Raw genomic sequence first — 17,676 nt, 5'->3', positions numbered from 1 at the left:
TTATACGATGTGTAATAAATGATGAAATTTTTCTTGCTTGGTTTGTAGATAAGCTTTATTTTCTTGGTGGGCTGGCATCTGCAAGGGCAAGCGTTCTACAATTTCTATACCTGCCATTTCAAGCTGCTCCAACTTATCAGGATTATTAGTCAAGAGTTTTACCTGCTTGATATCCAAAAAGCTCAAAATATCCGCTGCAATCTGGTAATCACGCTCATCTGGGGCAAAGCCAAGCTCAAGATTTGCCTCATAAGTGTCCAAACCTTCTTCTTGCAACTGATAAGCTTTCAGTTTATTTTTTAAACCGATGCCTCGACCTTCTTGACGAAGGTACAAAATAGCTCCGCGACCAACTTGGTCAATTTTTTCCATGGCAGCATGCAACTGTTCTCCACAGTCACAACGCAAAGACCCAAAAATATCGCCAGTCAAACACTCTGAGTGCAAACGCAGTAAAAGCGGTTCATCTGTCGTCAAATCTCCCTTTGACAAGAGAACATGCTCGCGCTTTTCTTCATCTTCAAATAACTGAAGGTCAAAGTCACCATAACTTGATGGCAACTTTACCTTAGGACTATCTTGAAAGCTCACATAGCGGGCGATATCACCAACTTCAATCATGGTCAAATTCCACTTGCTAGCAAAATCATGCAAATCAGCTTTACGAGCCATCGTGCCATCATCTTTTAAAATCTCACAAATGTAAGTCGCTTCTCTCACACCAGCTAAACGTGCCAAATCAAGACTTGCTTCCGTGTGCCCACGACGTTCTAGAACGCCACCACTTCGTCCCACCAATGGAAACATGTGACCAGGTCTGTGAAAATCACTTGCTTTACTACTTATCGACGCCAATTCTTGAATAGTCTTAGCGCGGTCAAAAGCTGAAATTCCTGTTGAGGTTTCTTTGTGGTCAACGCTAATGGTAAAAGCTGTGCCATGTGCATCCGTATTTTCTTCTGACATTGGAACAAGTTCCAAACGATTAGCAATCTCTTCAGACACTGGTGCACAAATCAAGCCACGCGCATGCTTGGTCATAAAATTCACATTTTCTGGGCTTGCTAATTCTGCCAGGCCAATCAAGTCCCCTTCAGCTTCGCGGTCATCATCATCAACCACGATAATTAATTTTCCTGCTCTCAAATCAAAAAGAGCCTTTTCAACATCCTTAAACATTTATTCTCCTTTCATCCTTGCTACTTGTGCCTGCATGTATTTTGCTAAAATATCAGTCTCGATATTGACCTTGTCGCCTTTTTTAAGACTAGCCAAGTTGGTTTCTTTTGCCGTATGCGGAATCAAAGACACGCTAAATTGTCCCGACTCAACAGACACCACCGTTAGACTAACCCCATTGACTGCGATTGAACCTTGTGCGACAATTTGCCCTTCAAGTTCTTTTGGAAAAGCAAAGCTGAGTACCAGAGCAGTTTCATCGCTCTTTTTCTGGACAAGAGTTGCCACACCATCTACGTGCCCCGTCACAAGGTGCCCTTCAAAACGAGCATTGGCTGACATGGCCAGTTCTAAATTAACCAAATCGCCCACACGACTTTCTGAAAAAATTGTCCGTCTAAAGGTTTCAGGCATGACATCAACAGTAAATAAATCTCCAGATTTAGCCACGCAGGTAAGGCATACTCCATTAATTGCCATACTGTCACCAATTTTATAGTCTGCTAAAATTTTTCGTGAAGCTTTGCAAGTTAACTTGATATGGTGTTGGTGTTTGACAATCCGACTGATACGACCTTGTTCTTGAATTAATCCTGTAAACATCACGTTCTCCTTTTCGCTGACAATCTGATTGTATTTCCAATTTTTTGACATGAAAAATCTTGCAACTCTAGCACTTCTTCTACCAAACGAAAACTTGACATTGCTGCTTTGCCATTTCCTCCAATAAGCTTAGGCGTCACATAAGAAATGATTTCATCCCAAAGTCCACTATCCAAGAAAGCATCATGAACAGCCGCTCCGCCCTCGACATAAACTGATTGAATCTTTTCATCATAAAGTACCCGCAAGATATTTGCAATCGAGAACTCAGGCAAATCAATCACCTTCACATGACTAGGTAAATCTGTGACCTTATGCTTACTAAAAATCAAAATTGGAGCTGAATCATCCGTAAAAAACTGTAAGTCTCTTCTCTCAAAAACACGACCAGCTTCATCTAAAATCACACGGACAATAGGATACAAACTTGTCCCCGCTCCCAGTAAACGTGGGTTATCAATCAAGACAGTGTCAGCACCAACCAAAATAGCCTGATAATCATCGCGTTCATCATGAACAAAACGATTAGTTTCAGCATCCGTTAAAGCTGTGCGTTTACCAAGCACCGCTATTTTTCCATCTAAGCTAACCGCTTGTTTTAAAACCACGTAAGGTCGCTGGTTTTCGTAGTAAAAATTATAGTGAGGATTAAGGCCTCTAGCCTCTTCTTCTAATACACCAGTCACCACTTCGATGCCTTCTTCTTTCAAGAAAGCTAGCCCTTTCCCAGCCACCAAAGGATTGGGATCAAGTTGACCAACCACCACCTTTTTGATGCCAGCTGCTAGAATCGCTTGGGTGCAGGGGGGCTGTTTTCCCCTGTGATGACAAGGTTCCAATGTTACATAAAGTGTTGAATCGACTAGTTCTTCAGGAGTTTGACAATGTAAAATAGCATTCTTTTCAGCATGCTCATAACCATACTGCAAATGCGCACCACGAGCAATCACATGATTATCTTTAACAATCACTGCGCCAACTAAAGGATTGGTATAAGTTTGACGAAAACCATTTTTAGCTTCTGCAATTGCCTGCGACATATAATAATTATCCATAATCGTCCTCCTTTCTAGACTAAAAAATCCCGATAAAAATCACTAAACTAGAATGGCCTAGCTAGTTATTTTCATCGGGATAACACTCAAGGTATTATCGAAAAATTCTGACAATACCATAAAGTTACTAAACTAAAATCCCCGCAGCTTACACCACGGGGAATTAAAGACAAGTAAAAAAGTATTCCAAAAAGCAAGAGCTTGCCTTTTGACACTCTATCAATTCTTCTCTCATCCAGACTATACTGTCGGTTCTGGAATTGCACCAGATCAGCTTACGCTCACGGACTTAACTATCTCACTTGGATATCAAACCAAACAAAGTTGATTGATGATTTGCTTTTAGTTTAGGCGACAGCCTCACAGACATAACAGGTGTTAGGCAAGAGGTGTCAACAGCGAATAAAAGCAAATAGCAATCAACGAGACAACATCACCGTCGGTCGGGAATTACACCCTGCCCCGAAGAAAACTATTCAATTCTGTTTTAGATTAGCACGAATTAGAAGTGCTGTCAATCATTTTTATTATTTTCTGAAATATTTATTCACAAAACGAATGTTAGCAAGGTTGATATAGATATAAATTCCTGTCGTTACTACCAAACCTGAAGTAACATCGAGCGAACTCACAACTGCTAACACACACAAGATAGCATAAACAAATGGTAAATACTGATTAAGATTGAAAACAATCAAAAAAGCTTGCTCATAATTTGCTTGAAGTTCACCCTCATCGTAAGAATAGGCAAATTCTTTTACTTCTTTAATAGTCGGGAAAACTGAAATTTTGTAATGACGAATTTTTTGAGTTAATTTAAATATCGCTATTTGAAGTACAAATAAAAGAATAAAAAAGATAGCTTCTACAACATAGGTCGTTATCTTAAAGGCTAAACCATTACTAATTCTGTCATGAAAATCGCAAATACCAACACCTATTGAAAAGAAAATAAATGCTACGGAAACATTATAAAAAGTCGATGCTAATCCTAAATTTTTAAATGTCTTACGATAAATCTCGTAACTTTCATCTTCATCAGCATCTTCGTCCATAGCCTCATAACGATTTTGATAATGATTCGCTTGGTACATAAACCATAATGTCACGAGAATTGACATAGCAGTCAGTATGTAGACAAAAATCATAAAAATATCAAAATTAAACGTTAAAACCTTATCACCAAGACCAAGTCCCAAAGCACCAGTTACCCCTCCGACAAGAGCACTAACAGTAACAATTCCTAGATAAAATAAAACACGTTGTTTTGTTGTTAATTGTTTTGTCTTTTTCATTATTCTTCTCCCTCTTCATCAAGACTAAAAACATTTTCGACAGGTTCATTAAAAATTTTTGCAATGCGCAAAGCGATAATCACCGATGGCGTATACTCATTACGTTCCAAAAGACTAATCGTTTGTCTGGAAACTTTCGCCAATTTGGCTAACTGTGTCTGATTCAAACCATCTCGCGCACGTAATTCTTTCAGACGATTTTTTAATACCAAATTTTCCTCCATCCTAGTAATCGATAAAAATTACTTTTTGAGTTTAATTTTCCTACCAAGTCTTATTCTCCTTTTCCCCTTGATGAATTGATTATAGCACTACCTTCTAAAAATGACAAGGATATTTGTCAAAAACACAAAGATAATTGTCAAAAAGAACATAATTTTTGTCAAAAAAAGACCCGGTTAATAAAACCGAGCCTTATTTCCTACAAACTTTCAATCATTTCAACCAGTTTTTTAGCATGTGCTTGAGATTTTGCAATCATTTCTTGGGCTTTGTCACCGTCCTCACGCAGTGAATAAGACACACCATGTGTGACAACATGACCGACAAAGTTAAGCTGCGTCAATTTAGCTGTCAAACGAATTGGTGCTAAAAGATCTTCAATCGTTGTACCAGATTCAGCGCTATAAGCTGCTTCTCCCGCACCAGTCGTCAAAGATGCAATCAAGTATTTATCTTTCAAGGCATTACCATTTGACCCGTGAGAAAAACCATGCACAAAAACTTTTTCAATCCATTTATTCATCAAAGATGGGGTCATGTACCAATAAAGCGGGTATTGGAAAACAATGACATCCGCCCAACGAAGCTTATCTTGCTCAGCAGCCACATCAATCTGATAATCAGGATACAAATTGCTCAAAATATCCAATTCAACTTCTGGATAGAGCTTTTTAATTTCTTTTAAAATGGTTTTATTTGCCAAAGAATCATTTTTCAAATCAGGGTGTCCTGAAACAACAAGAACTTTTTTAGCCATTTTTTCACCTCTTCTATTATTAGAAAATTCTATACAATTACACACAATTTGTCAACCTAAAAAAAAGCTGAAACAAACTGTCCAGCTTCTTAGGTTTTATGCAAAAACATCTGCTAAAATGGCTACACCTTGGTCGATTTCTTCTTTTGTCAAGGTTAATGGTGGCAAGAGACGAATGACATTAGTTCCTGCTGTCAACACAATCAAACCTTTATCACGCGCTTTTTCAACCAAGTCCGCTAGGTTTTCACTGGTTTCAATCCCAATCATGTAGCCAAGACCGCGAACGTCAGTCACTTTAGGATTGTCAGCCAAGACTTTTTTCAGTTCCGTTTGCAAATAATTACCATTTTCAAGTGCTTGTGGTAAGAAACCGTCAGCCAGCATAATATCCAGTACGCTTGAGGCTGCTGACATGACTAATTTATTACCACCGAAAGTTGAACCGTGACTACCGTATGAAAAGGCTGAACCAAGTTTTTCTTTGGCAATCATGGCACCAACGGGAACACCATTTCCAAGACCTTTAGCCAAGGTGAAAATATCTGGTTCAATACCATAATGCTCAAATGAGAAGAGCTTACCAGTACGTCCCATACCAGTTTGCACTTCATCAACAATCAGTAAAATTCCTGTTTCTTGACAGAATTGACTCAAAGCTGTCACAAAGGCTTTGTCAGCTGGACGAACACCTGATTCTCCTTGAACCAACTCTAACATGACAGCTGCCGTATCTTCCGTTACCAAAGCTTTAACGCTGTCCAAATCGTTGTAAGTAGCGTAGCTGAAATGTGGCACACCATCACCAAAACCAGTCTTGATTTTATCTTGACCAGTCGCTGACATGGAACCAAAAGTACGACCATGGAAAGAATTGACAAAAGTGATAATTTCTTGCTTACCAGTTGATTTACGAGCGATTTTAATGGCTGCTTCATTTGCTTCCGCACCGCTATTGGCAAAGAAAGCCAGGTAGTCTTTGTCACCGATTAATTTGCCGGCCACTTCTTCTTGCAAAGAATTATGATACAAGTTAGGCATATGCCAGATTTCTTCTGCTTGTTTTAGAAGAGCTGCCTTAACTTGTGGGTGAAAACCAAGGTTGGTTACCCCAATTCCTGTTGAGAAATCAAGGTATTTTTTACCATCTTGATCAAACAGATAATTTCCTTGCGCCTTAACAAATTCAATAGCTGCGCGTTTATAATTTTGAAATAACTTTGTCATTACTTGCTCCCCTTATCCCTAGCAGATGATTGAAGTTCCTGTTACAAGATTGTCGCCAATCAATACTTCACCAACACCTGCTAAAACAGTGTTCACTGCTGACTCAATTTTTGGAATCATACCGCCAGTGATAATGCCTTGATCGATCTTTTCTTGAAATTCTTTCGAAGTCAGGCTATCAAGCACTTCACCATTTTCCAAAATACCTTTCACATCTGTCATCAAAACCAATTTTTCAGCATTCAAGGCAATCGCAACCGCTGTTGCTAAATAATCAGCGTTGATGTTGAGCATATCGCCTTCTTTTGAATAACCAATTGAAGCAAGTACTGGCAACATTTGATTATCAAGCATTTGCTCCAAAATCGGTGTCTGAATATGTGAAACATCACCAACGTAACCATAAGTTTCCTTATCAAGAAAATCAGCTGTCACCACTCTTTTGATATTTGATAGCAACTGAATACTATCAATAGATGATTGGTTTAGTTTTTTAGTCAAATTTTCACCAACCATGTGAAGAAGAGCGTAGCTGACCAACTTCATATCAGATTGACTGGTTACACGAAGACCATTGATTTTTTTTACTGGTACTTGGTTATCTTCCATTAATTTATTAATAGCATAGCCGCCACCATGCACAATGACCAAATTTTTATGGGCATCTTTCCATTTTTTGACTTGTGCTAAAAAGTCTTGCGACAAGTTTTGGCTAGCAACGCCACCAATTTTAATCACAATTGTATCTTTCATAGTCTTATCCCTTTATGTACGATAGAGGGCATTGATTTTCACATAATCATATGATAAATCGCAGCCCCACGCTTTTCCTTGTGCTTCCCCTGCATGTAAATCAACCGTGATGGTAATTTCATCTTCGTGCATGACATCTTGCATCTCTTCTGCTTCAAAGTCAACTGGACTTGATTTTAGCATAACTGGAACATCACCAAGGAAAATGTCAATATTATCAACAGGAACATCAACCCCTGCATAACCAACTGCTGCTAGAATACGTCCCCAGTTAGGGTCTTCACCAAAAATAGCCGTCTTCACAAGGCTTGAACCCACAACACTTTTAGCCATCATACGAGCATCAAGGGCATTTGGAGCATTTTTAACATTTACTTCAATGAGTTTACTTGCGCCTTCACCATCTTTAGCAATCATTTTAGCCAATTCTTGCATCACGTAATTAAGCATGGCTGAGAATTTATCAAATTCAGGTGTGTTTGGCAAAATTTCTTCGTTCAAAGTACAACCATTTGACATGACAAGAACCATATCGTTTGTTGACGTATCGCCATCAACGGTGATTTGGTTAAATGTCGTTTCAACATTTTGGCTTAGAGCTAGTTGCAAAGTTTCACTTGAAATATTGGCATCACAGGTGATAAAAGCAAGCATGGTTGCCATATTTGGGTGAATCATGCCTGACCCTTTAGCGACACCTGCCATGGTAACTTCATCACGACCGAATTTTTCCGTAACTGCAACAGTTTTAACCATAGTATCTGTTGTCAAAATAGCTTTTGAAAAATCATCTGAATTCCCATTCACCACAAGTTTAGAAAGACCAGTTTTTAAAGTATCCATTGGCAACAAATCACCAATCACACCAGTTGAAGCGACACCGACCAAATCAGGTTCAACACCAAGTTTTTCTGCTGTCCATTTTTGCATGGTGTAAGCATCTTCCATTCCTTGCACACCTGTACAAGAATTGGCAACACCTGAGTTCACCACGATGGCTTTCATTTTTTGTGCTTTTTTAACAGACTGACGTGTCACAATTAATGGCGCTGCAATAACTTTATTTGTCGTATAAACCCCAGCAACACTAGCTGGCACTTCAGATACAATCCAACCAAAATCAAGTTTTCTTTTCTTAAACCCTGCATGTAATCCATCTGCTGAAAATCCAAGTGGGCTTGCTACATTACCTTCAATAACTTTCATATTTCATACCCTTTCTAGACTATAAATAATTTGGTGAAATCAATAATCCTTCTGTCCCATCCCAACCATTCATCAAGTTGAGGTTCTGAACAGCCTGCCCAGCCGCTCCTTTAATCAAATTGTCAATAACTGAAACGATGGTTAAGACATTTGTGACCTCATTGTAGAGGAAACCAATATCTGTAAAGTTTGAGCCAATAACATTGTGCAATTCTGGTAAATCATCTTGCACACGAACAAAAGGCGTATCTTTGTAAGAATCTTCATAGATAGCAAAAAGATTTGCGTTTGTTAGTGGTTTTTTCAACTTAACATAAACCGTTGACATGATACCGCGATTAACTGGCAAAAGTGATGTTGAAAATTGAATGTGATTAACCTTGTCATCGAACAACTTCAACTCTTGCACAATTTCTGGAATGTGCTGGTGACGATTCAACTTGTAAGTCACGTAATTATCATGCACATTAACAAAATGACTTGATTCAGAAAGTGCCTTACCAGCACCTGTCAAACCACTTTTGGCATCCACAATAATAGAATCTTCTTCAACCACACCAGCTTTTAGCAAAGGTATCAAAGCTAATTCTGTTGCTGTCGCGTAGCAACCAGGGTTTGAAATGAATTTTTTACCTTTAACATCTGTAAACTCAGCCAAAGAATATGTAAATTTATTCAACGCTTCATCACTAGCAGGTGTTTTTTTATACCATTTTTCATAAAGATAGGCTGGCAAGCGATGGTCCCCTGACAAATCTATCACTGGAAAATCAGCTTCCACAAAAGGCTGTGCCAACTTGCTTGCGACCCCACTTGGTGTTGCAAAGAATACCAAGTCTGATTTTGCCATGATTTTCTCGGCATCAAATTCTTCGATAACCAAGTCACAGACACCAACTAAGTAAGGGTATAAGTCTGATAATCGTCGACCGATTTCCTTAGTTGCATGAATCGAAGCAATCGTTACTTTTTTATGATTATTCAATAATTTAACTAATTCAAGACCACTGTATCCAGTGATACCAACAATCGACACTCTCATAATATACACTCCTTGAATAAATATGTATTCAATTTTATAGTATATTTATTCATAAGTCAAGTATTTTTTGCATAAAATATTAAAAAAGCACGAATTTTCATTCGTACTTTCATTATTTTTCAAATAATTTCAGTTTGCTAATTCGCTCGACGGCTTCTTCAAGGCGTTCTGGTTCAACTAGGAGTCCGATTCTGACGTAACCATCTCCTGCTTGTCCGAAACCTTTTCCCGGTGCGACTGCGACGTGAGCTTCGTTTAAGAGTAAATCAGCGAAGCTTTCACTGTTATAACCTTCTGGCACCGGCATCCAAGCATAAAACGAACCTTTTGACTCAAAGGCGTGCCAGCCGATTTTAGCAGCAGCTTTGACAAAGGCGTGGCGTCGCTCGTCATATTTGTGATTTAGGTCTGCGATTGCTGCTTTCGCACGTTTGTCTAAAAGGGCAGCTGCGCCAGCGTCTTGGATTGCCGGGAAAATGCTGACAAAGAGGTGGTCTTGCAATAAGTTAAGTGCCTCAATCAGCTCCGCATTTCCCGCCGCAAAAGCTAAACGCCAACCAGCCATATTAAAAGTCTTAGAAAAGGTATAAAGTTCAATACCAACTTCTTTAGCCCCAGGTGTTGAGAGAAAACTTGGATTTTGGTAACCGTCTGCTCCCAAAGCTCCATAAGCAAAATCACTGACCACACCTACTTCGTATTTTTTCGCCCAAGCAACCAATTCTTCATAAAATGCTGCCGTTGCCACAGCTCCGGTAGGATTGTTAGGGTAATTGATGTAGATAAATTTAGCACGCTTTGCCACTTCTTCAGGAATGGCTGACAAATCTGGCAAAAAATCATTTTCTGCTTTTAAAGGAAAAGTTTCATATTCAATTTTCCCTAATGCAACACTAGAAAGATAATCTGGGTAACCTGGGTCTGGCAACAATAGCAAGTCTCCTGGATTCATCATTGCTAAAGGAAACTCAACCAGGCCAATCTTTGCCCCACCAAGCACACAAATTTCCTTCTCACTATCAAGTTCCACCTGATAATTATCCTTATAAAACTGACTAGCTGCTTCTTTAAAATTAGCATTGCCTCGAAATTGTGAATATTTATGGGATGCTGGATTCTTAGCAGATTCAATCAAGGCATCAACGATATAATCGTAGGTCGGCTGATCAGGATTTCCCTGCCCAAGATTTATCACATCATAACCTTCAGCCACTTTTGCATTGACCTTAGCAACAAGGCTAGCAAAAAATTGTTTTGGTAATGTTTGTAAAATATCTGATTGTGAAAACATCCTAACTCCCCCTTAATGATACAACTCTGGTTTTCGGTCAGCAAAAACAGGAATATACCCACGAACTTTTTCAACCTCTGATAAGTCAATATCTACCGAAAAAACACCTTCTTGATTATCTGGCGCTTGCAAAATAATCTGTCCCAAAGTGTTGATTACCAATGAATGCCCAGAAAAATCGTCCAACACTCCTTGACCAACACGGTTGACAGCCACTACAAAAGCTTGATTTTCAACTGCACGCGCACGAAGTAAAATCTCCCACTGTTCTACACGTGCTTCTGGCCATTCAGCAACGACAAATAAAAGCTTAGCTCCACTTGCCATCAAGGTTCTCACCCACTCTGGAAAGCGAATATCATAACAAATGACACTAGCAGCCTTGACACCATCAATCTCAAAAGTACTTTCACGATGCCCAGCCTGCAAAAAACGATCTTCTCCCATCAAGCCAAAAAGATGAGCTTTATCATAATCAGCAATCACCTGACCAGATCGGTTAAAAACATAAGTCGTATTAAAAAAGCCAGTTTCTTTTTTTGTTGCCACAGAACCAGCCACCAGATTAACCTGGTGATCCTTCGCAAACTTTCCAAGCAAGTTTTTGATTTCTTGACCATTCTCATCAGCAAGCTCTGCTATTTGCTCCAAAGCATAACCTGTATTCCACATTTCTGGCAAAACAATCACATCAGGCTCATCAAGCGCTGCTTTTTCTAACCAAGCTAAGACATTCTCAATGTTTTTCTTCGGCTCAGCTTCGTAAATAGCCATCTGAATTAGTGAAACTTTCATGATTTCCTCGATTCTATCTTTTGTTGAAAATTTTCTGAAATCTTAGTGACTATTATAGCAGTCTGCCTTCTCCTCGTAAAATAGTTATTTTAAATAGATTTGATAGTTAAAAACTATAACCCCAAAAAAGCCCACCATCAGGTGAGCTTTGAATACTTTATACCAAAAACTGTTTTTCGGCTTGAACTAAAACTGATTTTTGTTCACTATATGATGATAACACCTCTTGAAAAGCGATTTTTTTCTCACTTATATCTTCACTATTTTCTAAATAAAAACATGATAGATATTGCAGACGTTTTTGGCTAATCTTATCTAATTTCTCCAAGTTGGCTTTAGCAAATAAGTCACTAGACACCCTCTTATACACTAATGCTTCTAAACTTACTAGAAGGCTATAGTAATAATTTCGATTAAACTGATTACTTGGCTTTATCTCTGTCAATCTTTGATAACTATTTCTAATCTGCAACATTTCTCCTTGCAATAACCAAGCATAAATCAGATACAATAAAAAAGTATTTATCATATAGTCAGGAATATTTTTGTTTTCTAAAGTGCTACAAACTTTTGAAACTTCATCAAAAGTCGTAACGCTATAATCTTGCAATAATTGATTAGATACTCTTTGATATAAAAGAAATAAGTCATCTTTCATTAACAATTTATATGCCTTAAAACCATCGTTGCATAAGCCAAAAAAGTTTATTGGAGCTGCCGTTGCTATAAATAATAATAGGCTAGAATATCCAAATACTTTCAAAAATTCTAACTGTGAAAACAAGACAAATGAACCAAGTAAACTAACTAATGGACCTCCAACTAGTAACTTTAACATTGATTTTTCTGGATACTTTGCTACCTTATAGCGATAAATCCCCCCATAGTAAATCCAGTTATCATTAAATCTCACACGAAATCCATTTTCAAAATCAAATTTGATAAAGCCAACAATAAGATGCTGTGGTTTTACGCCATTAATATAACCAACTGCAAAATGACCAAATTCATGAAATAAAATAGCCAACATAATGCTAATATAACTTAAGATAAATGTTTCTCGTACTGATGGAAATATTATCATCAACAAAAGTAAGAACAAAAATGTTACACAAACTGGCGAAGGTAATTTTCTCATATATTTCCCTTTTATTCCTGAATATCTCTGGAATTCCTAAATGATATTACCATTTTATCATAAGATTTTTTAACTATAGCAAAAAAGCCCACCGTTTGGTGAGCTTTCATTTTATTTTCTTTCTTGCAAGGTTTTAATCAGGCTACTGAGTAGGCTTGCTTCTGCAAAGAGAATGACAATAAGTACCCAGTTTACCTTTCCTTGGATGCTATTGACAATAAGCACTCCAGCAAGGATTATGATTGTTACACTGATTAAGGCAATGGCGAGTTTTAGAAAGATATTTTTTGATGTCATCTTAAAGATTTTCTGCTACTGCTGCAAGAAGGTCAGCGATTTTAGCAGCATCTGAACCACCGGCCATAGCCATGTCTGGTTTACCACCACCACGACCTGATACGATTGGTGCCAAAGCTTTAATCAAGTTACCAGCGTGGACATCTTTTGATTTGCTTGCTACAAGAACATTGACTTTTTCACCAATAGCTGCTGCCAATACAAGAACATCAGAATAATCTTTTTGTTTCCAGTTATCAGCAAATGTACGAAGGGCACCTGCATCAGAAACAGTTACTTGGCTAGCGATAAAGCGAAGACCGTTTGCTTCTTTAACATCTTTGAAGACGTCACCAGCTTGTGCTGCTGCTGCTTTTTCTTTCAATTCAGCATTTTCTTTTTGCAATTTGTGCAATTGTTCTTGCAAGCTAACAACTTTCTTAGTAACTTCTTTCAATTGAGGCACTTTAAGAGTTTCAGCAATTGCTTTAAGATCTTCTTCTTCTTGACGGTATGCTTCAAAGGCTTCTTTACCAGTTACAGCAAGGATACGACGAGTTCCTGAACCGATACCTTCTTCTTTGACAATCTTGAAGATTCCAATTTCTGCTGTATTTGAAACGTGTGTACCACCACAAAGTTCGATTGAGTAGTCGCCGATTGTTACGACACGTACGTTTTTACCGTATTTTTCACCGAACAAGGCCATAGCACCCATTGATTTAGCTGTGTCAATATCAGTTTCGACAGTAACAACAGGGATAGCGTTCCAGATTTGTTGGTTAACTTCTTCTTCGATTTGACGCAATTCATCAGCAGTAACAGCTTCAAAGTGAGTGAAGTCAAAGCGCAAGAAACCTTCTTCGTTAAGAGAACCAGCTTGAGTAGCGTGTTCACCGATAACGTGATGAAGAGCTGCGTGAAGCAAGTGAGTTGCAGTGTGGTTTTTAATAACACTGTGACGACGTTTAGCGTCAATTTCAAGTGTGTATGTTGTACCAACTGACAAGCTTGCAAGTACTTCAACTGTGTGAAGAGCTTGACCATTTGGTGCTTTTTGAACATCAATCACACGAGCAACGATGTCGCCTTTATCGTTTTTGATAACACCGTGGTCAGCTACTTGTCCACCCATTTCAGCGTAGAATGGAGTTTTAGCAAAGACAAGCAATGCTTGACCTTCTGAAACAGCTTCAGTACGTTCGTTATCAGTGATAATAACTGACAATGTAGAATCAAGAACTTCTTCTTCATAGCTAAAGACTGATTCTTCAGTGATGCTTGACAATGTTTCGTTTTGCATACCCATTGAACCACCTTTAACAACACTTGCACGAGCACGTTCTTGTTGTTCTTTCATAGCAGCTTCAAAGCCAGCGTGGTCAATCTTGAATCCTTTATCTTCAGCCAATTCTTCAGTCAATTCAACTGGGAATCCGTATGTATCATACAATTTGAAGATGTCTTTACCTTCAACAGTGTCTTTACCAGCTGCTTTCAAATCAGCCAACAATTGGTCAAGCATGTTTGAACCAGCATCGATTGTACGAGCAAATGTTTCTTCTTCGCGGCGTACGATTTTTTCGATAAATTCGCGTTTTTCAAGAACTTCTGGGTAATATGATTCCATGATTTTACCAACTGTTGGAACCAATTTATACAAGAATGTTTCGTTGATGCCAAGGCGACGACCATGCATAACGGCACGACGAAGCAAACGACGAAGCACGTAACCACGACCTTCATTACCTGGAAGAGCACCATCACCGATAGCAAATGAAAGTGAGCGAATGTGGTCAGCAATAACTTTAAAGCTCATGTTGTCGCCATCTGGATCATAAGTTTTACCAGATAATTTTTCGATTTCACGAATGATTGGCATGAAGAGGTCAGTTTCAAAGTTTGTTTTAGCCCCTTGCATAACCGCAACCAAACGTTCCAAACCAGCACCCGTATCAATGTTTTTGTGTGGTAATTCTTTGTATTCTGAACGTGGAACAGCTGGATCAGCGTTAAATTGTGACAACACGATGTTCCAAATTTCGATATAACGATCGTTTTCAATATCTTCAGCAAGAAGTTTGATACCAACGTGATCTGGGTCAAAGTCTTCTCCACGGTCAAAGAAGATTTCAGTATCTGGTCCTGAAGGTCCAGCACCAATTTCCCAGAAGTTATCTTCGATTGGAATCAAGTGGCTTGGTTCAACACCAAGTGAAATCCAACGATTGTAAGTATCTTTATCATCTGGGTAATAAGTCATGTAAAGTTTGTCTTTAGGGAAATCAAACCATTCTGGGCTTGTCAACAATTCGAATCCCCAAGTAATAGCTTCATCACGGAAGTAATCACCAACAGAGAAGTTACCCAACATTTCAAACATTGTGTGGTGACGAGCTGTTTTACCAACGTTTTCAATATCGTTTGTACGGATAGCTTTTTGAGCATTAGTAATACGTGGGTTTTCTGGAATTACTGATCCGTCAAAATATTTTTTAAGTGTGGCAACACCTGAGTTAATCCACAACAAAGTTGGGTCATTTACAGGGACCAAGTTTGCAGAAGGTTCAACAGAGTGACCTTTTGATTTCCAGAAGTCTAACCACATTTGGCGCACTTGCGCACTAGTCAATTGTTTCATTACATCTTTCCTTTTCTTCTTACTCTAAGCGATTTTAACGCTTGCCATAGATTGAAATCATCTTTTGCTCTCGTTCAAAGGAGAAAAAAACGACAAGTCCATCTCACAGAGGGTGACGTTAGCCACGGTACCACCTCTTTTCAATGAACCTGTCATTCTTCATTTATCTCTTAAATTGTTTTTTCTTGTATTTGACCATGGTAACTCGGTTACCACTTCTGACAATTAGAAAACATGAGTAGCACATTTTTAACTTCATCCATGGCTCGCAGCAACCGCCACTTTTCTGAATCTGAATGTTTAAAAACGATTCTCAATCTTTTTAATTGTACTGTATTTTAGGCGTCTGGTCAAGTAGCTTATTCAGCTGAATCTGTAGAACTTGATTCTGCTGTTGAAGAGTCTTCAGTTGAGCTAGCTTCTGAAGAACTTGCTTCACTTGAGCTTGATGAAGCTTTTGAAGATGATGAAGATGTGCTTGTAGCATATTGTGAAAGAATGCTTGCGAAGCTACGATCTTTGATTTTCACATTAGCTTTATCAAGTGCTTTACCGATAACTTGGTTTTGGAAGCTTGTATCATTTTGGTATTTAGCCATGATGATTTTCTTCAAGCGTTTTTTGTAAGTTTTCCAGTCAGCATTTTTTTCTGTTTTCTTAGTTGTTTTAACGATGTAGTAAGTGTATGAGTATGTTGATGAGTTCATCACTTTAATCACATCTGATACTGACCCTTCGTCTTGTTTGAAGGCAGCTGCCATAACATCTGATGGCAATTTAGTGTCTGCTGAATCGAATGTGTATTCAGTTTTCTTAGCTGTTGTGTTTTCTTTAGCGATTTTATCAAAATCAGCACCGTCTGCAGTTGCTTGATCGTGAACTGAGTTTGCTTTATCTTCGTCAGTTAATGCGATAACTGTAGCAGTTGTGTCTGCGTTGTAGTCTTTATAAGCGTCTTTGTAGTTTTTAGTTGTTAATTTGTCTTTAGCAGCTTCTTTAACAGCGTATTCGACAAGCATTGATGTGCGGATTTGTTGTTTGTAAGTATCTGTTGTCAATCCTGCTGCTTGAAGAGCGCTTGAGAATGATGAACCGTATGATGAAGCTGTTGTGTTATAAGCTTTGGTAACGTCTTTGTCAGAAACTTTATCACCATATTGATCTTCAAAGACACGTGACAAAACCAAGTTCAACATTGTTTGTTGAGATGATGATGTGCTTTTAGCTGCACTGTAGAAGTCTGATACTGTAATTGTGTTACCTTTCATTGTAACAAGAGCTTTAGTTTCAGAATTGTTGTTTGTAGCAAGGTAAGTTACACCAGCACCGATAAGAGCTGACGCTACGGCAATAGAAACACCTTTAAAAGCCTTGCTTTGGATCATTTTTGAAAATCCTGATTTTTCTTTGTTAGCCATTGATATTAAACTCCTTAATTTGTCTTTAACTCCATTAGTATACCACAATAACTTAAATGTTGCTTAATTTTACAGTTCTACGTCTTCTGCATTTTTACGGAGCATTAACAGCCCGTCACTAAGTGGTAAAAGACTTGCCGTCAAATTTGGATTGTCAAGAGTTGAGTCAAAAAGTCGTTGAAGTCCACGGTAAATGGTACGTTGCCCACGTCGTACTTCCTCGATTGGTTTGACAATGTCACCACCTTGAAAAACATCATCAAAGATAACAACACCACCAACTTTTAAGTGTTTTAACACTTCTGGTAAAAAGACGATGTATTTTGATTTTGCAGAATCCATGAAGACAAAGTCATACTCACCTTCAAGGGTTGAAAGAGTATCAACGGCATCGCCTTCAACTAATGTGATTTGCTTGCGAGTGTCGTATTTTGCAAAGTTTTCCTTAGCAAAAGCAATCATTTCTGGATTACGGTCCAGAGTTGTGATTTTAGCTTCCGGTGCATTTTCTGCCATCAAAAGCGCTGAAAAGCCGATTGCAGTTCCAATTTCCAAGATATTCTTAGGCTGCAAAGTTTGCAATAAGAAACGGAAATAAGCTACCACTTCGTGTTGAATAATTGGAATATTTTCTTGGTGTGCAAAAGCTTCCAATTCAGCTAAAAAGTCTTCATTTTGCTTTTGACGTGTTCGCATATAACGCACGACTCCCTCTTTAACAACAGGACGTCGCATATTGTGATTTGCTGTTTTTGAATATGATTTAACCATAACTCTT

17 protein-coding genes and 1 riboswitch are annotated in these 17,676 nt (G+C 38.4%); all 17 genes read right to left on the bottom strand.

Annotation, left to right across the window (positions count from 1 at the left end):
* Positions 1 to 1,179: a GTP cyclohydrolase II gene (gene ribA / locus BMX18_RS04500; protein WP_093815301.1), complete on the bottom strand. Its 1,179-nt coding sequence runs from the start codon at positions 1,177 to 1,179 to the stop codon at positions 1 to 3.
* Positions 1,180 to 1,782, bottom strand: a complete 603-nt coding sequence (locus BMX18_RS04495; RefSeq protein WP_093815299.1) for a riboflavin synthase — start codon at positions 1,780 to 1,782, stop codon at positions 1,180 to 1,182.
* Positions 1,782 to 2,837, bottom strand: a complete 1,056-nt coding sequence (gene ribD, locus BMX18_RS04490; protein WP_093815297.1) for a bifunctional diaminohydroxyphosphoribosylaminopyrimidine deaminase/5-amino-6-(5-phosphoribosylamino)uracil reductase RibD — start codon at positions 2,835 to 2,837, stop codon at positions 1,782 to 1,784. The genes BMX18_RS04495 and ribD overlap by 1 nt, the downstream gene beginning before the upstream one ends.
* Positions 2,838 to 3,056: 219 nt before the next feature.
* Positions 3,057 to 3,311, bottom strand: a riboswitch (FMN riboswitch).
* Positions 3,312 to 3,364: 53 nt separating this feature from the next.
* Complete coding sequence (locus BMX18_RS04485) at positions 3,365 to 4,132, bottom strand: DUF3169 family protein (protein ID WP_093815295.1); 768 nt, start codon at positions 4,130 to 4,132, stop codon at positions 3,365 to 3,367.
* Positions 4,132 to 4,356: a helix-turn-helix transcriptional regulator gene (locus BMX18_RS04480; RefSeq protein ID WP_074601513.1), complete on the bottom strand. Its 225-nt coding sequence runs from the start codon at positions 4,354 to 4,356 to the stop codon at positions 4,132 to 4,134. The genes BMX18_RS04485 and BMX18_RS04480 overlap by 1 nt, the downstream gene beginning before the upstream one ends.
* Positions 4,357 to 4,553: 197 nt before the next feature.
* Positions 4,554 to 5,111, bottom strand: a complete 558-nt coding sequence (locus BMX18_RS04475; RefSeq protein ID WP_093815293.1) for an NAD(P)H-dependent oxidoreductase — start codon at positions 5,109 to 5,111, stop codon at positions 4,554 to 4,556.
* Positions 5,112 to 5,207: 96 nt separating this feature from the next.
* Positions 5,208 to 6,338 (bottom strand): acetylornithine transaminase, encoded by a 1,131-nt coding sequence (locus tag BMX18_RS04470; RefSeq protein WP_074563343.1) that lies wholly within the window; start codon positions 6,336 to 6,338, stop codon positions 5,208 to 5,210.
* A gap of 18 nt (positions 6,339 to 6,356) precedes the next feature.
* On the bottom strand, positions 6,357 to 7,091 hold the full coding sequence (argB, locus tag BMX18_RS04465) for an acetylglutamate kinase (protein ID WP_093815291.1): 735 nt from the start codon (positions 7,089 to 7,091) through the stop codon (positions 6,357 to 6,359).
* Between the two features lie 12 nt (positions 7,092 to 7,103).
* On the bottom strand, positions 7,104 to 8,297 hold the full coding sequence (argJ, locus tag BMX18_RS04460; RefSeq protein WP_074601509.1) for a bifunctional ornithine acetyltransferase/N-acetylglutamate synthase: 1,194 nt from the start codon (positions 8,295 to 8,297) through the stop codon (positions 7,104 to 7,106).
* Between the two features lie 19 nt (positions 8,298 to 8,316).
* A complete protein-coding gene (argC, locus tag BMX18_RS04455) occupies positions 8,317 to 9,339 on the bottom strand; it encodes an N-acetyl-gamma-glutamyl-phosphate reductase (protein WP_093815288.1) in 1,023 nt (340 codons plus the stop codon).
* Positions 9,340 to 9,451: 112 nt separating this feature from the next.
* Positions 9,452 to 10,630: a pyridoxal phosphate-dependent aminotransferase gene (locus tag BMX18_RS04450; protein WP_093815286.1), complete on the bottom strand. Its 1,179-nt coding sequence runs from the start codon at positions 10,628 to 10,630 to the stop codon at positions 9,452 to 9,454.
* 12 nt (positions 10,631 to 10,642) lie between these two features.
* A complete protein-coding gene (locus tag BMX18_RS04445) occupies positions 10,643 to 11,425 on the bottom strand; it encodes a carbon-nitrogen family hydrolase (RefSeq protein WP_093815283.1) in 783 nt (260 codons plus the stop codon).
* Between the two features lie 157 nt (positions 11,426 to 11,582).
* Positions 11,583 to 12,563 carry a M50 family metallopeptidase gene (locus BMX18_RS04440; RefSeq protein ID WP_180366623.1) on the bottom strand — a complete coding sequence of 327 codons (981 nt, stop codon included), beginning with the start codon at positions 12,561 to 12,563 and terminating at the stop codon, positions 11,583 to 11,585.
* A gap of 111 nt (positions 12,564 to 12,674) precedes the next feature.
* Complete coding sequence (locus tag BMX18_RS04430; RefSeq protein ID WP_006532280.1) at positions 12,675 to 12,860, bottom strand: hypothetical protein; 186 nt, start codon at positions 12,858 to 12,860, stop codon at positions 12,675 to 12,677.
* Position 12,861: 1 nt separating this feature from the next.
* A complete protein-coding gene (alaS, locus tag BMX18_RS04425) occupies positions 12,862 to 15,480 on the bottom strand; it encodes an alanine--tRNA ligase (RefSeq protein ID WP_093815281.1) in 2,619 nt (872 codons plus the stop codon).
* Between the two features lie 359 nt (positions 15,481 to 15,839).
* Positions 15,840 to 16,898, bottom strand: a complete 1,059-nt coding sequence (locus tag BMX18_RS04420) for a peptidylprolyl isomerase PrsA (protein WP_039697203.1) — start codon at positions 16,896 to 16,898, stop codon at positions 15,840 to 15,842.
* A 69-nt stretch (positions 16,899 to 16,967) separates the two neighbouring features.
* Positions 16,968 to 17,669, bottom strand: a complete 702-nt coding sequence (locus tag BMX18_RS04415; RefSeq protein WP_093815279.1) for an O-methyltransferase — start codon at positions 17,667 to 17,669, stop codon at positions 16,968 to 16,970.
* Positions 17,670 to 17,676 lie beyond the last annotated feature (7 nt).

Source organism: Streptococcus sp. 45 (assembly GCF_900108865.1).
GTDB lineage: Bacteria > Bacillota > Bacilli > Lactobacillales > Streptococcaceae > Streptococcus > Streptococcus ruminicola.
The sequence above is the reverse complement of the archived record's forward strand: the minus strand, read 5'-3'. Positions and strand labels throughout refer to the sequence as shown.

Excerpts from the sequence above, each read along its gene's own strand:
- ribA (WP_093815301.1), bottom strand. The coding sequence starts at position 1,179 with ATGTTTAAGGATGTTGAAAAGGCTCTTTTTGATTTGAGAGCAGGAAAA.
- BMX18_RS04495 (WP_093815299.1), bottom strand. The coding sequence starts at position 1,782 with ATGTTTACAGGATTAATTCAAGAACAAGGTCGTATCAGTCGGATTGTC.
- ribD (WP_093815297.1), bottom strand. The coding sequence starts at position 2,837 with ATGGATAATTATTATATGTCGCAGGCAATTGCAGAAGCTAAAAATGGT.
- BMX18_RS04485 (WP_093815295.1), bottom strand. The coding sequence starts at position 4,132 with ATGAAAAAGACAAAACAATTAACAACAAAACAACGTGTTTTATTTTAT.
- BMX18_RS04480 (WP_074601513.1), bottom strand. The coding sequence starts at position 4,356 with ATGGAGGAAAATTTGGTATTAAAAAATCGTCTGAAAGAATTACGTGCG.
- BMX18_RS04475 (WP_093815293.1), bottom strand. The coding sequence starts at position 5,111 with ATGGCTAAAAAAGTTCTTGTTGTTTCAGGACACCCTGATTTGAAAAAT.
- BMX18_RS04470 (WP_074563343.1), bottom strand. The coding sequence starts at position 6,338 with ATGACAAAGTTATTTCAAAATTATAAACGCGCAGCTATTGAATTTGTT.
- argB (WP_093815291.1), bottom strand. The coding sequence starts at position 7,091 with ATGAAAGATACAATTGTGATTAAAATTGGTGGCGTTGCTAGCCAAAAC.
- argJ (WP_074601509.1), bottom strand. The coding sequence starts at position 8,297 with ATGAAAGTTATTGAAGGTAATGTAGCAAGCCCACTTGGATTTTCAGCA.
- argC (WP_093815288.1), bottom strand. The coding sequence starts at position 9,339 with ATGAGAGTGTCGATTGTTGGTATCACTGGATACAGTGGTCTTGAATTA.
- BMX18_RS04450 (WP_093815286.1), bottom strand. The coding sequence starts at position 10,630 with ATGTTTTCACAATCAGATATTTTACAAACATTACCAAAACAATTTTTT.
- BMX18_RS04445 (WP_093815283.1), bottom strand. The coding sequence starts at position 11,425 with ATGAAAGTTTCACTAATTCAGATGGCTATTTACGAAGCTGAGCCGAAG.
- BMX18_RS04440 (WP_180366623.1), bottom strand. The coding sequence starts at position 12,563 with ATGAGAAAATTACCTTCGCCAGTTTGTGTAACATTTTTGTTCTTACTT.
- BMX18_RS04430 (WP_006532280.1), bottom strand. The coding sequence starts at position 12,860 with ATGACATCAAAAAATATCTTTCTAAAACTCGCCATTGCCTTAATCAGT.
- alaS (WP_093815281.1), bottom strand. The coding sequence starts at position 15,480 with ATGAAACAATTGACTAGTGCGCAAGTGCGCCAAATGTGGTTAGACTTC.
- BMX18_RS04420 (WP_039697203.1), bottom strand. The coding sequence starts at position 16,898 with ATGGCTAACAAAGAAAAATCAGGATTTTCAAAAATGATCCAAAGCAAG.
- BMX18_RS04415 (WP_093815279.1), bottom strand. The coding sequence starts at position 17,669 with ATGGTTAAATCATATTCAAAAACAGCAAATCACAATATGCGACGTCCT.